Genomic DNA, 18863 nt, shown 5'->3' on the forward strand with positions numbered 1-18863 from the left:
ATCATGTTCTGAGTCCGGTGTTGCCGAACCACAGCGGCATCAGTACCGTCGTGCTTTGCGCTAATTTCCCTAGGAAGTGCTGGCTGCGGCGTTGTCGAGACGTGGCCGGTCGACGAACGCGAGGAGCCCCGTGGCCTCACCACAGAACTACGTGGCAGTCATCAAGGTGGTAGGCGTCGGCGGCGGCGGCTCGAACGCCGTCAACCGGATGATCGATGTCGGACTTGGCGGTGTCGAGTTCATCGCGGTCAACACCGACGCCCAGGCACTGCTGTTGAGCGATGCCGACGTCAAGCTGGACATCGGACGTCAGTTGACCCGCGGGCTCGGAGCCGGGAGCGATCCCGAGATCGGTACGAGGGCGGCCGAGGAACACCGCGACGAGATCGCCGAGGCACTGCAGGGCGCAGACATGGTGTTCATTACCGCTGGCGAGGGCGGTGGCACGGGAACTGGCGGTGCGCCCGTAGTCGCTGAGATCTCCAAGGAGGTCGGCGCGCTCACCATCGGCGTGGTCACCCGCCCCTTCGCGTTCGAGGGCAAGCGTCGGCAGATCCAGGCCGAGCAGGGCATCGAACGGCTGAAGGAGCGCGTCGACACGCTCATCGTCATCCCCAACGATCGGCTCCTGACAGTGGCGAGCGAGCACACGTCGATCATCGACGCGTTCAGGATGGCCGACGACGTGCTGCGTGAAGGCGTCTCCGGCATCTCCGGCCTGATCACGACGCCGGGCCTCATCAACACCGACTTCGCAGATGTGAAGGCAATCATGTCCAATGCCGGCACGGCACTGATGGGCATCGGGCGTGCGCACGGCGAGAACCGTTCGAAGAACGCGGCACGGCAGGCCGTGTCTTCCTCGCTGCTCGAGGAATCCATCGACGGTGCACGCGGCATCCTGCTGAACATCGCGGCAGGACCTGAGCTGGGGCTGTTCGAAGTCAACGAGGCTGCAGAGGTCATCCGGGAGGTCGCGCACGCCGAGGCCAACATCATCTTCGGCACAGTGATCGACGACTCGCTGGGCGAAGAAATCCGTGTCACGGTCATCGCCGCGGGGTTCGATCGGTATACGGCGCCGCGATCGTCGGCCAGCGCAGCGCTCGGCGACTTCGCCGGTACGGACGACGGTGACGAGCTATCCGACCCGTTCGGCGATCTTGACGACGACGAGTCATTCGACGTTCCCAGCTTCCTGCGGTGAGGCTTCGGCCGGCTTATCGGTCATCGTGAGCCGATCCGCCCAGACGGCGCCGACTCATCAGCCTGTACGAGCACAGCGCGACGCTGCGCTGCTGGGACCGTCATCAGCAGTGCTGCCATGTTGACGTTGCGTCGCCGCGCCGGGAGCCGCACGGCACGCGTCAGCTTCTCCGAACGCAGCGACGGCGATTGTGCGCCCGTCGACGGATGCTCCGGCGCACCGATGACAGTGCTGCGCCAAGTGCACGGTCCTGACGTCGTACGGGTCGATCAACCTGGAGACCGCTCCGGCACTTGTGCCGATGCCGCGTGGACGACAACCGCCGGGGCCACACTCGCCGTGCGCACGGCCGACTGCGTGCCGGTGGCGCTGTACGGGCACGACTCGAGCGGCCGCAGTGCCGTGGCAGCCGTTCACGCCGGCTGGCGAGGCTTGCTCGCCGGTGTCGTCGAAGCAACTCTTGCCGAGCTGGCAAATCACGGCATAGGCCACATTCGGGCAGTTGTCGGTCCCCATATCTGCTCGTCGCACTATGAGTTCGGAGCTGTCGACCTCGCCCGAGCCAAAACGTGGGGGGGCCCGAGCGTCGTGGCCACGACAGCGTGGGACACGCCTTCGCTTGATCTCGCTGAAGGGATGCGGCTGGCGCTGCGCCGCGGCGGAGCGGTCATCGACACCGAATTGGGACGGTGCACGGCTTCGGACACTCGTTACTTCTCGCACCGAGCCAGGGCCGAGCAGGGTCGCACGGCACTGCTCGTTTGCCTTGAACATGATCAGAGCGCAGGCAGGGACGGTGATTGACCCCGATGTCGTTGTTCGCGGCGCGGACCGAGTACGTCAGCGGATCGTCGACGCCGGCGGCGATCCCGCGAGGATCGGCATTGTGGCGGTCACCAAAGGCTTCGATGCCTCCGCGCTGGAAGCTGCCGCAACGACGGGCTTGACGATGATCGGGGAGAACTACGCCCAAGAGCTGAGCGCCAAGTTGGATCAACTCCATCCGGAAGTTCGGGATCGTCTCGATGTGCATTTCATCGGGCGCCTGCAATCGAACAAGATCCGGCAGCTTGCGGGTCTTGTGGACCTCTGGCAGAGCGTGGACCGGATGCGGCTCGTGCGCGAGATCGCACGCCACACTCCGGGCGCCGCGATCCTGGTGCAACTCGATGTGAGCGGCGCATCGACCCAAGGCGGTTGTGGTCTGGACGATGCACCGGACCTGATCGAGCAAGCCAGGGATATGGGCCTCGAGGTACGCGGCTGTATGGCGATCGGCCCGCAGGCTTCTCCTGGCGAGATCGAGACGGCATTCGCTGAGGTGGTCCGCTTCGCAGACCGCCACGATCTCGAGCATCGCTGCATTGGGATGAGCGCGGATCTCGAGCACGCGGTGCGGGCCGGATCGACGATGGTACGCCTTGGGACGGCCCTGTTCGGTGAGCGTCCGCCCCGCATCACCTCATCACGGGGTGACTGAACCTATCTTTGCGTATCGGTACCCTTGGCAACCGAGAGTTCCCCTTCAGAGGATCGGCATGGCGTCGTTCATGAAACAGGCGATGAGTTATCTGGGCCTCGGGCCCGATGACAGCTACGCGCTACCGGCCGAGCGCGCTATGCCAGGCGAACTCCCGATCGCCGATGCGGTGAGCGACCCGGCCGGCCAGAGCGGAGTCACGGTGGTCGAACGCCCGACCACGACGACGGCGAGACCGGCGACCCCCCAGTCGCCTTCGACGGCGGTCCGTCGTGTCGCGACAACACCGGCGCAGCCCTTTGTGCTCATGCCCCGGATGTTCGACGACGCACAGCAGATCGGGGATCGTTTCAAGCGCGACCAGCCGATCATCCTGAATCTGCAAGGGCTCGATCGAGACACGGCCCGGCGATTGCTGGACTTTGCCAGCGGCCTGTGTTACGCCCGTGATGGCGAGATGCGCAAGGTCGCGAACGCTGTGTACATGCTGGTGCCTGCCAATGTCGTGGTCAGCGGCAGTGGTCATGAGGCGATGCCTGCACAGGGTGACGGCCACTGAGACCTTTGCTCCCCGAATGCCCCGGCACGAGTAGTTGCGGTGAGCCATGAGAAGCCTGCTGTGCTCGCTCACGTCGATCTACACCTTTGCAGTCTTCGCTCGGGTTCTCTTCAGTTGGATCCCACTGTCGCCTGACAGCCCGGTCACGGTGGTGCGGACATGGCTGGTCCGGATCACCGAGCCGGTGATGGGTCCGCTGCGGCGGGCGCTGCCTGCGGTGCGAATGGGCCGGGTCGCGCTTGACCTCTCGCCGATCGTGCTGATCATTGCCCTGCAGGTACTGGTCGCGGGTTACTTGCTGGGCTGCGGGCGCTAGGGCACGCGATCCTGCCGGGAAGCTGGTCCGCTGGTACATTCCGCGCCATGGCGAGCCCAACTCCCCACGATGAATCAGCCGATCCGCAAGGCTCAGGGCTGCTCGAAACCCTCGGAGACCAGGTTGCGGCCCTTGCCGCGCGCGTTGCAGAGATCGACACGCGCATGTCCAGCGTGGAAGCAGGCAGTGCCGATCAGCCTGTCGAGGTCCAGCTTTCACCCGACACCGTTGCTCAGATCGCCGAGGCGCTCGCGGCACTGCAGGCGGCCGGCAGTCAGGCCCTCGACGACGCGTTCAAGTCGGCAACTGACGATCTGATCGAATCGCTCTCGAAACTCGTCACCTCTGAGATCTCCCGGACGTTGACCGACGCCGGCTACGACGTGGCAGTCAACGAAGCTCCTGCGCCTCTGGCCGACGCGGAATCCGTCGACGACGCGCTGCCTGGCACCGAACCCGCTGCCGTGCCGGTGCGTTCTGCCCCGGAATCTGCAGCCATGCCCGCCATCGTTGCGCCCATGACCTCAGGATCCGCTGAACGAGTCGACTCCGCCTACGAGGCCATCCGAGATACCGGGACCGATGAGGACAGTGATCTCGATGCAGATGAGTCTGACGATGCTGCGGTTGAGATCTCCTCGGACGCACCCCCGCTCACGCTGGAGGAGCTGGACGACCCCTTCTTGGACGCACTCGTCCGCAAGGAACCGCTCTCGGCTTAGCGCCCGACCGAGTCCGCAGTCACGTCAAATTCAATCTGGGGCTCCTCGCCGCCTTCGAGCCACTCGACCTCCGTCGCGAGCACGGCTGCGGCAATGAGCGATTCATGCTGGCGGACGGCTCCCAAGTCGGCAGGGCTCCATCGCACTCGCAGACTGATGCGGTCTGTGACATCGAGGTCGCGGTCTTTGCGCTTCTGCTGAACGCTGCGGATCAGATCCCGGGCAGCACCTTCGGCCTCCAACTCCGGCGTCACCGTGGTGTCCAGTATCACCACGAGTTGTTGAGCCTCGAGCACCGACGTCGTGCTCGCATCGGCGGGTTGCAGAGCGAGCTGGTAGTCGCCCTCGTGCAGCTCGTGGCCGCCTGCAACGATGCCGCCCTCGGAGGTGACGTGCCAGTCACCCGACCGGGCCGCAGCGAAGACTCCTTGCGCGGCCGAGCCGAGCCGCGGCCCCAGCACCGAACCGTTCGGACGCAGCACATGTGTCGCGGCGTCGCCGAGCTCGTCGCTCAGCACCACCTCGGCGACATTGATCTCGGAAGCCAGCAGGCCTGCGAACGGCTCCAGCCGTTCTGCACCCGCGCCTGCCACGGTGACTCGCCGCAACGGCAGCCGAACCCGCAAGCCGGCGTCCTCGCGCACTCTCAGGGCTGCGGAGGCCGCCGCTCGCACGGCGTCCATGTTGCGAACCAGCTCCGGATCGGCCGGCAGTTGCCTGGGATCGGGCCAATCGCTCAGGTGGACGCTGTCCCCGCCGGTCAGCCCCCGGTAGATCTCCTCGGCGATCATCGGCAGCAGCGGTGCCGCCATCGCCACGAATGTTCGCAGCACCGTGTACAGCGTGTCGAAAGCGTCGCCTTCACCGCCCCGATGGCCCCCCCCAAGCGCGCCGGTGTTCGAATCCCCCCAGAAGCGTTCCCGGCTACGACGGATGTACCAGTTGTTCAGGGCATCTATGAATGCGTGAAGTTCCGCGGCGGCGCCGGGCAGGTCGTACGCGTCGAGGCTTGCCGTGACAGACTCCAGCGTCACCCGGGTCTTGGCCAGCAGGTAGCGGTCGAGCACATCGCCGGAATCCGTGCGGAACTGGGCCCGGTACCCGTCTACGTTGGCGTACAGCGTGAAGAACGAGTACGCGTTCCAGATGGGGATCAGCACTTGCCTGGCGACATCGTCGATGCCGTCGTCGGAAATGCGCGTATCGCCACCCCGGACGATGTTCGTCGCCATGAGGTACCACCGCAGTGCATCGGATCCCTGATTGGCGAAGATGTCGGTGGGCTCGGTGTAGTTCCGGAGCCGTTTGGACAGCTTGTTGCCGTCGGCGGCAAGCAGAACGCCATGGCAGATCACGTTCTGGAACGCCGGCTGGGAGAACAGTGCCCCCGCCAGAACGTGGAGCGTGTAGAACCAGCCGCGGGTTTGGTTGATGTACTCCACGATGAAATCGGCCGGGAAGTTCTTCTCGAACCACTCCTTGTTCTCGAACGGGTAGTGCACCTGAGCGAAAGGCATGGATCCCGACTCGAACCAGCAGTCGAGCACCTCCGGCACACGCCGCATGGTCGATCGTCCCGTGGGGTCATCCGGGTTGGGGCGTGTCAGCTCGTCGATGAACGGCCGGTGCAGATCCGTCGGGCGCACTCCGAAGTCCGCCTCGAGCTCATCGAGACTGCCGTAGACATCGATCCGGGGGTAGTCAGGATCGTCACTCATCCAGATCGGGATGGGAGAACCCCAGAATCGGTTGCGACTGATGGACCAGTCACGGGCACCTGCCAGCCATTGGCCGAACCGGCCATCGCGTACATGGCTGGGCACCCAGTTGATCTGCTGGTTGGTCTCGGCCAACAGACCGGAGATCTCGGTGACCTTCACGTACCACGAGCTGATGGCCTTGTAGATGATCGGCGTGTCGGTGCGCCAGCAGTGCGGGTAGTTGTGCTCGTAGCTGTCGTGGCGCAGCACCCTGCTGCGTTGCTTCAGCTCCGCGATGATCTCGGGGTTTGCCTCGAATACGTTGAGGTCGGTCCACGGCGTTACCGGTTGGGTGAAGCAACCTCGGTCGTCAACCGGCACGGCATCGCCGATCTCGATGCCGTGAGCTTCGCAGAGGGACTGGTCTTCCTCGCCGAAACCGGGCGCCAGGTGAACCACGCCGGTGCCTTCAGATGTGTCCACGAAATCACCGGCGAGCACCCTGAACGCTTCGGTGCGGTGACCGAAGAAATCGAACATCGGCAGGTAACGGCGGCCTGCGAGCTCAGCGCCGCTCATCGTGCCGATGACGGTGCAGGGCTCGAGATCCGACTCGTACTGCTCGAGGCAGTCTGATGCGAGTACGTAACGGCCAGCACCGAGCGCGTCGGACTCCACCACTGCATAGGAGATCTCCTCACCGACGGCGATGGCGAGATTGGACGGCAGCGTCCACGGTGTTGTCGTCCATGCGAGCAGCCGCAGCGGCCCGTCTGATCTGGCTGTGCTGGCAGCGTCGCCGGAGCCGGGGGGTTCATCTGTGCCGGCAAGTTCGAACCAGACCGTGATCGCGGGATCCTGGCGCGGTCTCGTGGCATCGTCGAGCCTGATCTCGAAGTTGGACAGCGGGGTCTCTGCGCCCCACGAGTAGGGCATGACCCGGAACGCCTGGTAGACGAGATCCTGATCCCACAGCTGCTTGAACGCCCACATGACCGATTCCATGTAGGGCAGATCCATCGTCTTGTAGTCGTTGTCGAAGTCGACCCATCGAGCTTGGCGAGTGACGGTCTTGCGCCACTCCGCCGTGTACCGCAGCACCGAGTCGCGACATCGGGCGTTGAAGCGCTCGATGCCGTACTCCGTAATGGCCGCCCTTCCGCTGACGCCGAGCTCACGCTCGGTCTCCATCTCAGCAGGCAATCCGTGACAATCCCAGCCGAATCTCCGGTTGACACGATGGCCCCGCATCGTTTGATACCGGGGGACGACATCCTTGACATATCCCGTCAGCAGATGGCCGTGGTGGGGCAGGCCGTTCGCGAACGGCGGACCGTCATAGAAGACGAATTCGTCATCAGCGGGCCGGTTCGCGACCGAAGCCTCGAAGGTCCCCTCGTCGTGCCAGCGCGCCAGAACCCGTTCTTCGATCTGGGGGAAGTTCGCCTGTGCCCGGACGCGCGGGTACACGCTGTCGCTCGGCTCTTCCATCACCCGCGCCTCCTGCAGGGCCCGTTCATGCCTCCCGACGGTGCGGGTCGGCTCACGATCCGGTGAGGGTATCCCCACGGCACCGACATCGACGGGCCGCTACTCTGCCGACCGCACCCCGCAGGCTGTGTCCCGGGGCTCAAGCGGCCCGCTCATCCGCGCATCCGGCGAAGGCGGAGACCTAGACTGCCGCTTCGCTGAACCGGGGGGAGGGGCCATGGCGACACCAAAGAAGGCTTCCGCCCGCAAATCCGTCGCGAAGAAATCGTCGGCTCGCACAGCCGCGGCAAAGAAGTCCGGTGCCAGCGCCAAGAAATCGGGTGCATCCCGCAAGGCTCCGGCAAAGAAGTCTGCGCCTCGCAAGCGCGGTGCCAAGCAGCGCTTCGGCGAAGCATTCCTCGACAAGCAGCGGCAGGCGTTGCTCGCCGAACGTCGCCGCTACACCGAGCATGCCGAACGCTATGAGGCCGAGGCCGAGCAGCTCGTCAGTGAGCGCGAACCGGGCGACGTGCAGTTCGACGAGGAGTCCGGGGAAGGGGACTCCATCGCTGTCGAGCGCGAGAGGGCGTTGCAGATCTCGGCGCGCGAGCGAGAGGAAATTGCCGAGATCGATGCTGCTCTCGCCCGCATCGACAACGGCACCTACGGGATCTGTGTCGTCTCGGGCAAGCCGATTCCGAAGGAGCGCCTCGAAGCCATCCCGCATGCGTCCATGCGAGTGGAGGTGAAGAGCAGCGGACCGGCATGGCGCCGGCCCTAGCTTGTTCATGGGTGTCCGCTGAACAATCTGCTGGAGCACGTAAACGCTTGGCACACAGCCGCTGCATTGCCGCGATCTGCGCAACGGTTCTCGCTGCAGATCAAGTAACGAAGGCGTGGGCTGTCACAGCTCTCGACGATCGGATCATCGATCTGGTGTGGACGCTGCGCCTGCGGCTCGCGCACAACACGGGGTTCGCGTTCTCGGCGGGCCGTGGCTTGGGTCCCGTGCTGGCATTGGTGGCGATCGTGATCGTGGCAATCCTGTGGTCGTCACGGCGGCGCGTCGGGGGTGTTTGGGGTGCGCTCGGCCTTGGGGCAATCATCGGCGGCGCTCTGGGAAATCTTGCCGACCGGGTGTTTCGCGGTGCGGGCTGGGGACGGGGTGCCGTCGTTGATTTCGTCGATCTGCAGTGGTGGCCGATCTTCAACCTCGCTGACGCCTCCATCACCATGGGGCTTGCCGTCGTGTTGGTGCATCTGTACTTGAGCGAGCGACGCGGTCGGGTGGCTGCGCAAGGAACATCCGAGTGACAGAACCGCACCGCCGCATAGAGACCCCGGAATCCCTCGGCGGCGAACGGCTCGATCGGGCGCTGTCGTTGCTGACGGGGGAGTCCCGTTCGGTGACGGCGCGCATGGTGTCGGAAGGGAGTGTGATCGTCGACGGCGAACGTGCCCTCGCTGGCTCGCAGCGTCTGCATCCGGGAACGGTGATCGAACTTGTCGCAAGCCATGCCTCCCAGATGCAGGCTGTTCGAGCGCCTGGCGAGGTCTCTCTTGATGTCCTCCACGTCGACCGCGAGGTCGTGGTGGTGAACAAGCCGTCCGGCGTCGTGACCCATCCGGGATCAGGTCATCCGCATGGCACCTTGGCCGACGCACTCTGGTCCCGCTATCCCGAGATGGCCCACCTAGGCGAACCCGGAAGGGGCGGCATCGTGCACCGGCTTGATCGCGGAACGAGCGGTGTCCTGGTCTGCGCCCGCAGCGCGGAGGCCTACGAGAGCCTTGCCAGCCAGCTTTCGAGGCGTCTCGTTCGTCGGGTCTATGCGGCCCTCGCTCGTGGCGTCGCCTCCTCGCCGACCGGCACGATTGACGCTCCGATCGGCCGCGACCCGGCCAACCGAACGAGGATGGCCATCCGGGCCGATGGCCGGCCGGCGCTGACTCACTACCGCGTCGTCGAGGCGTTCACGCACCCCACGGAGACGTTGTTGCTGCGCTGCCGGCTGGAGACCGGGCGAACCCATCAGATCCGAGTGCATCTCGCCAGCATCGGCCTGCCACTGCTCGGCGATCTCACCTACGGCGTCGCGGATCCATTCGGCATCGGACGACCGCTGCTGCACGCGTACGAGCTGGAGTTTCGGCATCCATCCGAGGGCACCGAGATGAGCTTCGTGGCACCGATCCCGGAGGACTTTGCCGGGGCATTGCGCGCCTTCGGCTCCGACCCCCAAGTGCTCATCACCAGCTGAGCTCGTCGCTTGTTCACTCGGGTGGCGATCCGGGCCACGGCGCCCGCCCGCGAGCCACTTCGGCCACGGCGGCGAGGCTGTAGGAATCGAGCTCGGCGCGCATGCGGCGGCCTACCGAGTCCCAGATCGCCAGCAGCACGCACTGCCCCTCGTGATCGCAGGCTCCGTCTTGGTGCGGTTGGCCGAAGTCGCCGAGAGCGATCGGGCCATCGACGGCACTGACGATCATCCCAATGGTCACTTCGGCGGGATCCCGAGCCATGACGTAGCCGCCCCCGACGCCTCGCTTGGATCGGACCAGCCCGGCGCCCTTGAGCGCCAGCAGGATTTGCTCCAGGTACGGCTGGGGCAGGCCCGTGCGCTCTGCGATGTCGCGCACTGACGTCGGCCTGCCGTTGTCATTGAGGACCAGAGACAGCAGCGCCCGGCTCGCGTAGTCTCCCCGCGTCGAGACTGCCACGGTGGCAGCGTAGCCCTGCATCGCTCGTGAACTCGTTTCCGGCTCCCGCCCGCTCCGCTCACGCCGAGCTGGGACCACGACCTCGCCTGACGACGTGGCCTCTAGGGTCCGTCCCATGAAGGGCGAGCCACTCGCGCTCGAGCGCACGCTGCCCAGCTACGGCGGCCGCTGCATCACCGAGGTGATACCCGGAATCCTGGCCGGCATGGATTCCGCTCTCATTGACGATGAACTGGCGAGCGCGCCGACGGTGGTCGTGTTCGTCGTCGACGGGCTCGGCTGGCACCAGCTGCGACGCCATCGCACGCTGGCCCCGACGCTCGCCGCGGCCAGCGACATCAGCGCTCCGGTCACCACGGTCGCGCCGAGCACCACCGCGACGGCACTGACATCACTCACGACGGGAGCAACGCCCGGCGAACACGGCCTGGTCGGCTACCGGCTGCCGACCCGGCTCGGATTGCTGAACACGCTGCGCTGGCGAGCGGGCGGCCAGGACGCCCGCGTCGCCGTGCCTGCATCGGATCTACAGCCCGTCGTGCCGTTTTGCGGCCGCGCGGCTGCGGTGGTGACGCGCTCGGAGTTCCGCCACAGCGGATTCACTGCGGCGCACCTGCGCGGTGGGACGTTTTGGGGATGGAACGATGCCAATGGCTTGGCTGAGTCGGTGCGTGATGCAGTTGATCAGCGCTACCCCCTTGTCTTTTCTTACTACGACAATCTCGACAAGATCGCCCACGAGTTCGGAATCGGTCCTGAGTATCGAGCTGTGCTGGCCGGAGTGGAGCAACTCGCCAGCGCACTGCGTGACGTGCTGCCCGCCGATGTACCGCTGGCTGTCACTGCCGATCACGGCCTCGTTGAGGTGATCGAGCCACCCATCATGGTTGATGCTGACATCGTGGCGCTCACCAGCGGCTGGTCGGGCGAGGCCCGGATGCTGTGGCTGAGCGCACGTCCCGGTGCCGCTGACGAACTGCTGGACGCCTGCGGACGCTACGAGTCGACCGCGGAGATCGCTCCGCTCTCCCGGGTGCTGGATGAGCGATGGCTGGGTCGCCACGTCACCGCGCCCGCCCTGGGTCGGCTTGGCGATGTGGTGCTCGTGCCGCGGGGGCTCACTGCCTTCACGATGCCCGACGAGGACGTGCCGCATCACCCGCTGATCGGCCGGCATGGCGGGCTGACGGCGGAAGAAATGCTGGTGCCTTTTCTCGTGCTGTAGCAGTTGATCCGCCCGGAGTTCAAGGGGTTCGGCGGGCTTCTGGCCGGACGGGGCGCGACGATTCCCAGATAGCCTCGCGGTGATGGTTGGCGATCCAGGACAACAGCCAGAACACGGCGAGCTGCTGGATGGCGGACTTCACGCGCAGGACGTCACCGACGACGAATCATTCGTTCCGGAGCCGGCGAAACTGATGCGCATCGGCGGGATGGTTCGCAAGCTGCTCGAAGAGGTTCGCCATGCCGAACTCGACGAAGCGGGACGCGACCGAATGCGTGATGTGTACCACCTGTCGGTCGAGGAGTTGGCGACGGCCGTGTCCGAACCGCTGGCCGAGGAGCTGAACCGGCTTGCGTTCTCCTTTGACGAGGACGTTCCTTCAGGTCCCGAGCTACGGATCGCTCAGGCCCAGCTCGTGGGATGGCTCGAAGGGCTCTTCCACGGCATCCAAGCGGCGGTATCAGCACAGCAGATGATGGCGGAGCGGCAGCTGCGCAGCATGCGGGGCAATGCCCTCGAAGCTGGCGCGCAACCTGGCCCCCCGCGAACGACGGATAGGAGTGGGGTCTATCTGTGAGCAGGTCGAGGTGGACCGGTGGCCGATGCCGCATGTCGGGCGTTGCCCTAGCCCCGGGCGTGGGCGCGCATTGAAGGAGCACTGACGGAACTGCCTGGCCGCGCCGTCGGGGGAGCGGCCAGCGAGCACTGCAGGGAGCGAAGATCACATGGCCCTCGAGGTTGAAACCAAGGACTGCACGGCACTGAGCGATGCCGAGATCTCCGAGATGGCCGAGTTGGTCACCGGCGAGAAGGTGCACTTCGACGTCGGGCATCTCTCCAAGCAGCGTGACGCCTGGGTGCTCATCACACATGTACGCGATGGCGCCAAGCTCGCCGCATACGGCTTCTGCACGCTCGAGCGCGTCGGCGGTGATCCGACCGTGCTGATGGGTGCCGGTGCCACTCGCCGCTCGGCGCGACGTGACAGCGCCCTGCGCGCGATGGTGACCGATCAGCTCCGCCGGGCGGTCTTGGCATTTCCTGACGAAGACGTACTGGTGGCCTGCCAGATGGCTGATGCCGCCGCATTCGTGGCGTTCAAACCGTTGGACCGGGTCGTGCCGCGGCCCGGCTACGAGCCCAATGGCGAGGACCGGGCTTGGGGACGCCGGCTCGCGAAGCGTTTCGACGTGCAGGGCGAGTACAAGGCGCGAGAGTTCAAGGTGTACGGCGACGGTGGCCCCTCGTTCGTGCTGAACCACACCGCCGCACGTCCTGAGAAAACCTCCCCGGAGCTCAATGCGCTGTTTGATGACCACGACGCGGCCAACGGCGATGCGATGATCGCATTCGGCTGGGCCAGCCGGGAAGACCTCGCCAAGCTGCTGTAACGCTCGCAGCCCATGGGCTCGTGCAGGGAGCGCATGCGCTGGTGACCTCCGGATTCAGCGAACTCGCCCGCCGTCGCAGGATGACCCGGCACTTCCTGCCGGATCGGGTCGACGACAGCCTGCTCGAGCGAATCCTCGACTCCGCCCGCCGTGTCCCGTCGGCCGGCAATGCGCAGGGCTTCGACTTCGTTGTGCTCCGTGGCCCCAGCGAGACGGCTCGTTACTGGGACACCACCCTGCCCCCAGACCGCCGCAAGAGCTTTCGCTGGGATGGGTTGCTGGCCTGCCCGGTCCTCGTCACATTGTGGGCCGATCCGCAGGCGTACATCGACCGCTACGGCGAAACCGACAAGGAACGCTCCGGACTGGGCTCGGGCACGGAGGCCTGGTCAACGCCGTATTGGACCGTGGATGCGGCGTTCGCGTCGCTCGCACTGCAGTACGCCGCGCTTGACGAGGGCCTCGGGGTGCTGTTCTTCGGCATGTTCGATCATGCTGCCGCCGTGGCAGCGGCGCTCGGTGTCCCTCCGGGGCACGAGCCTGTCGGCGTCGTGGCGCTGGGCTGGCCCGATCGCGCCGCCGAGATGTCCAGCGGACCTGCAGCGAGCCAGGACCGGCCCCGCCGCCCGCTGTTCGCCGACGGGCCGGGCGAAACAGCGACCGCTGCCGACCGCCCGTTGGTGCACTGGGGACACTGGACCGGCCGCTGAGGGGCACTGCCCCGCCGTGCGGCTCAGCCCCAGGAGCAGGCGGCTGCCGGTGAGCCGCTGGTAAGTTGCTGCGGGGCGGCCACCGAACACGGATCGGCCCACACCCATCCCGACCCGGGAGGAACGCTGACGTGGGTGACGAGACTGCGCCAGATGAGATCGGGCCGAAGCAGATGGCGATGGTGGAATACCTCAAGCTCGGGGACGACCCGCACTTGGTCGCCTATGTCTGTGACGCATGCGGTGCCAGCTACTTCGACCGGCGCAATGCCTGTGCCGCATGCGGTGCGCGCCAGTTCTCCATCGAACGGCTCGCCAACACCGGCGCGGTACGCACCTTCACGATCGTCCATCGTGCCGCGCGGGGTGTGCCCGCTCCCTACGTCTCCGCAGTCGTCGATCTGGACGGGGGCGGCCGCGTCAAGAGCAATATCATCAACATCGAGCCCACGCCGGCCAACATCGGCCTCGGCATGCGAGTGCGCCTCGCCACCTACGTGACCGCCACCGATGACGACGGCAACGAGGCCGTCGCCTTCGGCTACGAGCCCGAAGCAGCATAAGCCTGCCCCGTCATCCGCCCGACCCTGCGAACCGACTAGCAACTGCATCAGCGACAGATCTGCCTAACGCATAGGGAGCACCCATGAGCAACCAAGACCCGGTGTGGATTCTCGGCACCTCCATGACCAAGTTCGGCCGTTATGCCGACAAAGACCTCATCGACCTGGCCGCAGAGGCCTCGCTCGGCGCACTCGATGACGGCGACGTCACCATGGCAGAGATGGACGTGCTGGCCGCCGGGTGCCTGTACGAGGCCAACGGCGGCGTCGGCCAGCGCCTGCAGAAGCAGCTCGGCCAGACCGGCATTCCCGTGTACAACGTGGCCAATGCCTGCGCCACCGGCGCCACCGCGGTTCGCACGGTGATGATGGCGATCAAGGCCGGCGAAGCGCAGATGGGCCTGGCGGTGGGCGTCGAGCAGATGGGCAAGATGGGCATGCTCGGTGCCGATCGGGCTGCCCGCTCTGACAAGCAGGTGTTCGAGCGCAAGGGCCGCTTCGGCTCCGTCGTCGGCGTCGAGGGACGGCTCGGCACCAACATGATGCCCGGCGTCTTTGCGCAGGCCGGGATGGAGTACGCCTACGAGAACGACGGTGTCGGCTTCGAGCAGTTCGCCAAGGTGGCGCAGAAGAACCACGAGCACTCCACGCTGAACCCGCTGGCGCAGTACCGCAAGGCATTCACCCTCGACGAGGTCATGAGCTCGGAGGTGATTGCCTACCCGAACACGCTGCTGATGTGCTGCCCGACCGGCGATGGCTCGGCGGCAGTGGTGCTGGTCTCCAACGAGAAGCTCAAGACGCTCCCGCGTGAACAGCAACGGCGCGCTGTCAAGGTCTCGGCTTCGGTACTGACCTCAGATCCTTGGACCGAGGGCTGTCAAGTGCAGCCCGATGTCAACACGCTGACCCGCAACGCCGCTGACGCGGCATACGAGGTTTCGGGCGTGGATCCCGCCGATCTCGATCTGGTCGAGCTGCACGACTGCTTCGCAACTGCCGAGCTGCGGCACTACGACAACCTGCGGCTGTGCGAACCCGGCGGCGCTGGCGAGTGGATCGACAAGGGCGGTCCGTGGCGCGACGGGGAGATCCCAGTCAACGTGTCGGGCGGCCTGCTGTCGAAGGGACATCCCATCGGCGCCACCGGCGTGGCCAACCTGTTCGAGGTTGCCACCCACGTCCGCGGCGAAGCTGGCGACCGCCAGGTGCCCGACGCCAAAGTCGGTCTCGCCCATGTGATCGGCCTCGGCTCCAGCTGCGGCGTGCACATCCTGGAGCGTTCCGGGCTGTAGCCCGAACGCGGCCCTCAAGCACCAGCGTTCCGCGCTGTAGGCGAACTCAGGTACTGAACGCCTCAAGGGTGGGGGTCAGCTCGTCGAGGTACCGCAGCGTCTCGTCTGCCGACGGCAGATCGAAGTTGACCGGTGTGAATACGAACTGGCTCACACCCGCCTCGGCGTAGGACTCCAAGCGATCCAGTCGCGGCCGACCCCAGATGTAGAGCGTGATCGGGATGTCATCGGCATCGTCACGACCCGCTTCGGCTGCCAAGCGGCGGAATCGCTCGATGCCGCCGACCACGTCCGGCTTGCCGGTGGTGTTCATGACGCCGACATCAATGGGGCACCATTCATCCGCGTACTCGGCGGCGTGTTGGATGCCGAGCGGGCCGGCGTTCCCGAGCGAGATCGGCACTGATCCGTTCACCGGCTTTGGGTAGATCCATGACTCGCTGTGGCTGTCCCAGCGGCCGTCGAACGCCGGCACCGGGTCATGTGCCCAGATGGACCGCATGGCTGCCACACGCTCTCGCATGGCGCCGTACCGCTGGCGGAACGGCATGTCCGGCCGGTGATCGGCCAGCTCTTCCTGGTTCCAGCCGACACCGATCCCGAGCACGACGCGCCCGTCCGACAGCACATCAGTCGAGGCCACCGTCTGGGCCAAGTCGATGAGGTCGTGCTGCAGGATCAGGCAGATGCCGGTGCCCAGCTTGATCTTCGACGTGCGTGCCGCCGCGACCCCCATCGAGACGAAGGGGTCCATCATGTGGAAGTAGGTGCCGGGCAGCTGCCCGCCGTTGGGGTACTGGCTCTCGCGAGACGTCGGGATGTGGGTGTGCTCGGGATACCAGACCGAGTAGTAGCCGCGCTCTTCGAGCTCGCAGGCCAAGTCGCCTGGATCGATGCCGCCGTAGTGATTGCCAGTGAGATACCCGAATTTCATGGCGCGCAGCCTAGGAACTGGGAGTTGCCCGCGGCCGTGTCTGATGCGCCGCGGTCACCCGCGGCCGACCAGTGGCATCCCGTTGGCCATCACGGTCATGGTGAGCACGTTGGCGTCGGGCGGAAGCTCGGCCATGTACAGCACCGCCTTCGCAACGTTGGACACATCCATCACGGGCTCAGTTCGCACGGCTCCGTCGGCCTGGGGCACCCCCGTCGACATAGCCGCGGTCAGCGGTGACTCGGCGTTGCCGACATCGATCTGGCCGACGGTGATGCCGTGGTCACGGCCCTCAAGCGAGAGCGCTTTGGTCAGCCCGGTGATGGCGTGCTTGGTGGCGGTGTACGGCGACGAGTTCGGCCGTGGCGTCTGCGCAGACACCGATCCGTTGTTGATGATGCGTCCACCGGAGGGGTCCTGGCGCTTCATCTGCGCGAAAGCGGCGCGGGCGCACAGCCACGATCCGGTGAGGTTCACCCCGACCGTGGCCATCCAGTCAGCGATCGGCAACTCATCGACCGGCACAGGGCGCGTTCCCATGCCGGCATTGTTGAACAGGAGGTCGACGCGGCCGAACTGCTCGACGGCAGCGGTGAACAGGGCGTCCACGTCAGACGGATCCGACACATCTGCGGTCACAGCGAGCGCGTCAGCGACGCACTGATCCACCACCTCGTCGAGCAGCTCCCGGCGGCGGCCGCACACCGCCACCTTCCAGCCGGCCGCTGAGAGCTCCAGCGCACTCGCTTTGCCGATGCCCGTGCCACCGCCGGTGATGACTGCCACGCCCTTGTTCATCGTCATGTTCCTTGCTGTTGCTGGCGCTTCTGGATGTTCGCCCACTCGTCACGCAGGCCGACGGTGCGGTGGAAGAGCGGTGAGCCGGGGCTGTCCGAGCCTGAGCTGTCGGCGCAGAAGTAGCCGAGGCGCTCGAACTGCACCACCTGCCCGGGGGCGATATCAGCGATGGCTGGCTCGGCGACCCCGCTGCACAGTTCCAGTGAGTCCGGGTGCAGGTCGTCGAGTGGATCACCGGTGCGCTCGCCCGGCAGCTCGGCATCGAAGAGCCGCTCGTACAGCGCCGCTTCGATTGGCACGGCGTGCGCGGCGCTGACCCAGTGGATCGTGGCCTTGACCTTGCGACCGTCTGGGGCTTGCCCGCCGGAAGTCTCGGGGTCATAGGTGCAGCGCACCTCGATGACATTCCCGTCTGCGTCGGTGACTGCGTCGGTACAGCGAACGAAGTAGCCGGCGCGCAGCCTCACCTCGCGTCCCGGCGTCAGCCGGAAGTACTTGGGTGGCGCTTCCAACCGGAAGTCGTCCTGCTCGATCCACAATGTCCCACTGAATGGGACCTGCCGGGTTCCTGCCGGCGGATCCTCGGGATTGTTGACAGCTTCCCGGTACTCGACGAGCGGCTCCCCGTCATCGTCGCTTGGCCAGTTGGTGATCACCAGCTTCAGCGGTCGCAGCACGGCCATCCGCCGAGGCGCGGTGGCGTTCAGCTCGGTGCGCACGAATGATTCGAGCAGCTCGGGTGCGTGCCGGCTGTTGGTACGCGCCACACCGATGAAGCCGCAGAAGTCCCGGATAGCCGAGGGGGGATAGCCGCGCCTGCGCAGGGCCCGCAGCGTGGGCAGCCGGGGATCGTCCCAGCCGTCCACATGACTGTCTTCCACGAGACGGCGAAGGATTCGCTTGGAGGTGATCGTGTGGGTCAGCTCGAGGCGGGCGAATTCGGTCTGATGCGGGCGGTCGCCCCGATGACCCAGCTCGACGAGGGGCAGGTGCTCCAAGTACCAGTCGTACAGCGCCCGGTTGTCCCTGAATTCCAGCGTGCACAGCGAATGTGTGACGCCTTCGATGGCATCACTCTGGCCGTGTGCCCAGTCGTAGGTGGGATAGATGCACCAGCGGTCGCCGCTGCGGTAGTGATGCTCGTGGCGGATGCGGTACATCACCGGGTCACGCAACTGCATGTTCTCGTGCTGCATGTCGACACGGGCTCGCAGCACCCTGCTGCCTTCGGGATGCTGACCGGCGGCCATCTCCCGGAACAGGCGCAGGTTCTCGGGGGCTTCCCGATCCCGGTAGGGGCTCTCGATGCCTGGCTGTCCGAAGCCCCCGCGCCCAGCCGAGATGGTTTCCGCGTCCTGGTCGTCGACATAGGCCAGGCCTCGCTCGATCAGGTATTCCGCCCATGCGTAGAGCTGTTCGAAGTAGTCCGAGGCAAAGCGAACCTCGTCGGGCTCGAAGCCCAGCCACTTCACGTCGTCGACGATGGCCTCGACGTACTCGGGACTCTCGGTTGCGGGATTCGTATCGTCGAAGCGCAGAAAGCAGCGGCCGCCGAACTCGGAGGCCACCGTGAAGTCCAAGCAGATCGCCTTGGCGTGACCAACGTGGAGATACCCGTTCGGTTCCGGCGGGAAGCGGGTCTGGACCCTGCCTGCGAAACGCTCCGACCCCAAGTCCGCCTCGACTTGGTCTCGAATGAAGTCGCGACTGCCGCCGTTCGCGGACTCGCCGGTCGGGGCGGCTGAGCTGGAGGGCCCGACTCGGTCAGTCAC

General features: G+C 66.0%; 20 protein-coding genes. 15 read left to right on the plus strand and 5 right to left on the minus strand.

The genetic code is table 11. The features are described 5' to 3' along the window. The first annotated feature begins 130 nt into the window (after positions 1-130). The 6 genes from ftsZ to ACOGW9_RS04690 all read left to right on the plus strand — a co-directional run bounded on the left by ftsZ (position 131) and on the right by ACOGW9_RS04690 (position 4284). Positions 131-1207 carry a cell division protein FtsZ gene (ftsZ, locus tag ACOGW9_RS04665; protein ID WP_419908844.1) on the plus strand — a complete coding sequence of 359 codons (1077 nt, stop codon included), beginning with the start codon at positions 131-133 and terminating at the stop codon, positions 1205-1207. Positions 1208-1324: 117 nt separating this feature from the next. After that, positions 1325-2011 (plus strand): polyphenol oxidase family protein, encoded by a 687-nt coding sequence (locus ACOGW9_RS04670; protein ID WP_419908846.1) that lies wholly within the window; start codon positions 1325-1327, stop codon positions 2009-2011. Further along, positions 1980-2687 carry a YggS family pyridoxal phosphate-dependent enzyme gene (locus tag ACOGW9_RS04675; protein ID WP_419908848.1) on the plus strand — a complete coding sequence of 236 codons (708 nt, stop codon included), beginning with the start codon at positions 1980-1982 and terminating at the stop codon, positions 2685-2687. The genes ACOGW9_RS04670 and ACOGW9_RS04675 overlap by 32 nt, the downstream gene beginning before the upstream one ends. Before the next feature lie 82 nt (positions 2688-2769). Then, the gene (locus tag ACOGW9_RS04680) at positions 2770-3246 is read left to right on the plus strand and encodes a cell division protein SepF (protein WP_419908850.1); all 477 of its coding nucleotides are present in this window, start codon (positions 2770-2772) and stop codon (positions 3244-3246) included. 46 nt (positions 3247-3292) lie between these two features. Beyond that, positions 3293-3562 (plus strand): YggT family protein, encoded by a 270-nt coding sequence (locus ACOGW9_RS04685; RefSeq protein WP_419908851.1) that lies wholly within the window; start codon positions 3293-3295, stop codon positions 3560-3562. 47 nt (positions 3563-3609) lie between these two features. Continuing rightward, on the plus strand, positions 3610-4284 hold the full coding sequence (locus ACOGW9_RS04690; protein ID WP_419908853.1) for a hypothetical protein: 675 nt from the start codon (positions 3610-3612) through the stop codon (positions 4282-4284). Here ACOGW9_RS04690 and ileS read toward each other — a convergent pair. After that, entirely contained in the window at positions 4281-7475 is a 3195-nt protein-coding gene (gene ileS, locus ACOGW9_RS04695) for an isoleucine--tRNA ligase (protein ID WP_419908855.1), read from the minus strand. The two genes, ACOGW9_RS04690 and ileS, sit on opposite strands and share 4 nt — an antisense overlap. A gap of 217 nt (positions 7476-7692) precedes the next feature. Here ileS and ACOGW9_RS04700 point away from each other — a divergent pair, with 217 nt between their 5' ends. Genes ACOGW9_RS04700 through ACOGW9_RS04710 form a run of 3 tightly spaced genes read left to right on the plus strand, consistent with a single transcriptional unit; the run spans position 7693 to position 9715 of the window. Beyond that, positions 7693-8235 carry a TraR/DksA family transcriptional regulator gene (locus tag ACOGW9_RS04700; RefSeq protein WP_419908857.1) on the plus strand — a complete coding sequence of 181 codons (543 nt, stop codon included), beginning with the start codon at positions 7693-7695 and terminating at the stop codon, positions 8233-8235. Positions 8236-8246: 11 nt separating this feature from the next. Further along, positions 8247-8768, plus strand: coding sequence for a signal peptidase II (gene lspA / locus ACOGW9_RS04705; RefSeq protein WP_419908859.1), 522 nt, complete (start codon positions 8247-8249; stop codon positions 8766-8768). Then, the gene (locus ACOGW9_RS04710; protein WP_419908861.1) at positions 8765-9715 is read left to right on the plus strand and encodes an RluA family pseudouridine synthase; all 951 of its coding nucleotides are present in this window, start codon (positions 8765-8767) and stop codon (positions 9713-9715) included. The genes lspA and ACOGW9_RS04710 overlap by 4 nt, the downstream gene beginning before the upstream one ends. A gap of 13 nt (positions 9716-9728) precedes the next feature. On the opposite strand, the gene ACOGW9_RS04715 is transcribed toward ACOGW9_RS04710, so the two are convergent. After that, the gene (locus ACOGW9_RS04715) at positions 9729-10175 is read right to left on the minus strand and encodes an RrF2 family transcriptional regulator (RefSeq protein WP_419908863.1); all 447 of its coding nucleotides are present in this window, start codon (positions 10173-10175) and stop codon (positions 9729-9731) included. 115 nt (positions 10176-10290) lie between these two features. Here ACOGW9_RS04715 and ACOGW9_RS04720 point away from each other — a divergent pair, with 115 nt between their 5' ends. The 6 genes from ACOGW9_RS04720 to ACOGW9_RS04745 all read left to right on the plus strand — a co-directional run bounded on the left by ACOGW9_RS04720 (position 10291) and on the right by ACOGW9_RS04745 (position 15359). Beyond that, complete coding sequence (locus ACOGW9_RS04720; protein WP_419908865.1) at positions 10291-11400, plus strand: alkaline phosphatase family protein; 1110 nt, start codon at positions 10291-10293, stop codon at positions 11398-11400. Positions 11401-11482: 82 nt separating this feature from the next. Further along, on the plus strand, positions 11483-11977 hold the full coding sequence (locus tag ACOGW9_RS04725; RefSeq protein ID WP_419908867.1) for a proteasome activator: 495 nt from the start codon (positions 11483-11485) through the stop codon (positions 11975-11977). Positions 11978-12125: 148 nt separating this feature from the next. Further along, positions 12126-12791: a hypothetical protein gene (locus tag ACOGW9_RS04730; protein ID WP_419908869.1), complete on the plus strand. Its 666-nt coding sequence runs from the start codon at positions 12126-12128 to the stop codon at positions 12789-12791. 41 nt (positions 12792-12832) lie between these two features. Further along, complete coding sequence (locus ACOGW9_RS04735) at positions 12833-13501, plus strand: nitroreductase family protein (protein WP_419908871.1); 669 nt, start codon at positions 12833-12835, stop codon at positions 13499-13501. A gap of 131 nt (positions 13502-13632) precedes the next feature. Beyond that, positions 13633-14064 carry a Zn-ribbon domain-containing OB-fold protein gene (locus ACOGW9_RS04740; protein ID WP_419908873.1) on the plus strand — a complete coding sequence of 144 codons (432 nt, stop codon included), beginning with the start codon at positions 13633-13635 and terminating at the stop codon, positions 14062-14064. A gap of 83 nt (positions 14065-14147) precedes the next feature. After that, entirely contained in the window at positions 14148-15359 is a 1212-nt protein-coding gene (locus ACOGW9_RS04745; RefSeq protein WP_419908875.1) for a thiolase family protein, read from the plus strand. 46 nt (positions 15360-15405) lie between these two features. Here ACOGW9_RS04745 and ACOGW9_RS04750 read toward each other — a convergent pair whose 3' ends face one another. From ACOGW9_RS04750 to ACOGW9_RS04760, 3 genes are read right to left on the minus strand one after another with little or no spacing between them, the layout of a single operon-like run. Continuing rightward, entirely contained in the window at positions 15406-16293 is an 888-nt protein-coding gene (locus ACOGW9_RS04750) for a TIGR03619 family F420-dependent LLM class oxidoreductase (protein WP_419908877.1), read from the minus strand. 54 nt (positions 16294-16347) lie between these two features. Then, positions 16348-17097: an SDR family oxidoreductase gene (locus ACOGW9_RS04755; protein WP_419908879.1), complete on the minus strand. Its 750-nt coding sequence runs from the start codon at positions 17095-17097 to the stop codon at positions 16348-16350. Then, positions 17094-18863 carry a glutamine--tRNA ligase/YqeY domain fusion protein gene (locus ACOGW9_RS04760; RefSeq protein WP_419908881.1) on the minus strand — a complete coding sequence of 590 codons (1770 nt, stop codon included), beginning with the start codon at positions 18861-18863 and terminating at the stop codon, positions 17094-17096. Before ACOGW9_RS04760 ends, ACOGW9_RS04755 begins: the two co-directional genes overlap by 4 nt.

Source organism: Candidatus Poriferisodalis sp. (assembly GCF_965203655.1).
Classification (GTDB): domain Bacteria; phylum Actinomycetota; class Acidimicrobiia; order Acidimicrobiales; family Poriferisodalaceae; genus Poriferisodalis.

Bases quoted from the DNA above. Each gene is read 5' to 3' on its own strand.
- ACOGW9_RS04720 (WP_419908865.1), top strand. From the start codon at position 10,291: ATGAAGGGCGAGCCACTCGCGCTCGAGCGCACGCTGCCCAGCTACGGC.
- ACOGW9_RS04755 (WP_419908879.1), bottom strand. From the start codon at position 17,097: ATGACGATGAACAAGGGCGTGGCAGTCATCACCGGCGGTGGCACGGGC.
- ACOGW9_RS04725 (WP_419908867.1), top strand. From the start codon at position 11,483: ATGGTTGGCGATCCAGGACAACAGCCAGAACACGGCGAGCTGCTGGAT.
- ACOGW9_RS04680 (WP_419908850.1), top strand. From the start codon at position 2,770: ATGAGTTATCTGGGCCTCGGGCCCGATGACAGCTACGCGCTACCGGCC.
- ACOGW9_RS04750 (WP_419908877.1), bottom strand. From the start codon at position 16,293: ATGAAATTCGGGTATCTCACTGGCAATCACTACGGCGGCATCGATCCA.
- ACOGW9_RS04670 (WP_419908846.1), top strand. From the start codon at position 1,325: ATGTTGACGTTGCGTCGCCGCGCCGGGAGCCGCACGGCACGCGTCAGC.
- ACOGW9_RS04685 (WP_419908851.1), top strand. From the start codon at position 3,293: ATGAGAAGCCTGCTGTGCTCGCTCACGTCGATCTACACCTTTGCAGTC.
- ACOGW9_RS04690 (WP_419908853.1), top strand. From the start codon at position 3,610: ATGGCGAGCCCAACTCCCCACGATGAATCAGCCGATCCGCAAGGCTCA.
- ACOGW9_RS04675 (WP_419908848.1), top strand. From the start codon at position 1,980: ATGATCAGAGCGCAGGCAGGGACGGTGATTGACCCCGATGTCGTTGTT.
- ACOGW9_RS04745 (WP_419908875.1), top strand. From the start codon at position 14,148: ATGAGCAACCAAGACCCGGTGTGGATTCTCGGCACCTCCATGACCAAG.
- ACOGW9_RS04700 (WP_419908857.1), top strand. From the start codon at position 7,693: ATGGCGACACCAAAGAAGGCTTCCGCCCGCAAATCCGTCGCGAAGAAA.
- ACOGW9_RS04730 (WP_419908869.1), top strand. From the start codon at position 12,126: ATGGCCCTCGAGGTTGAAACCAAGGACTGCACGGCACTGAGCGATGCC.
- ileS (WP_419908855.1), bottom strand. From the start codon at position 7,475: ATGGAAGAGCCGAGCGACAGCGTGTACCCGCGCGTCCGGGCACAGGCG.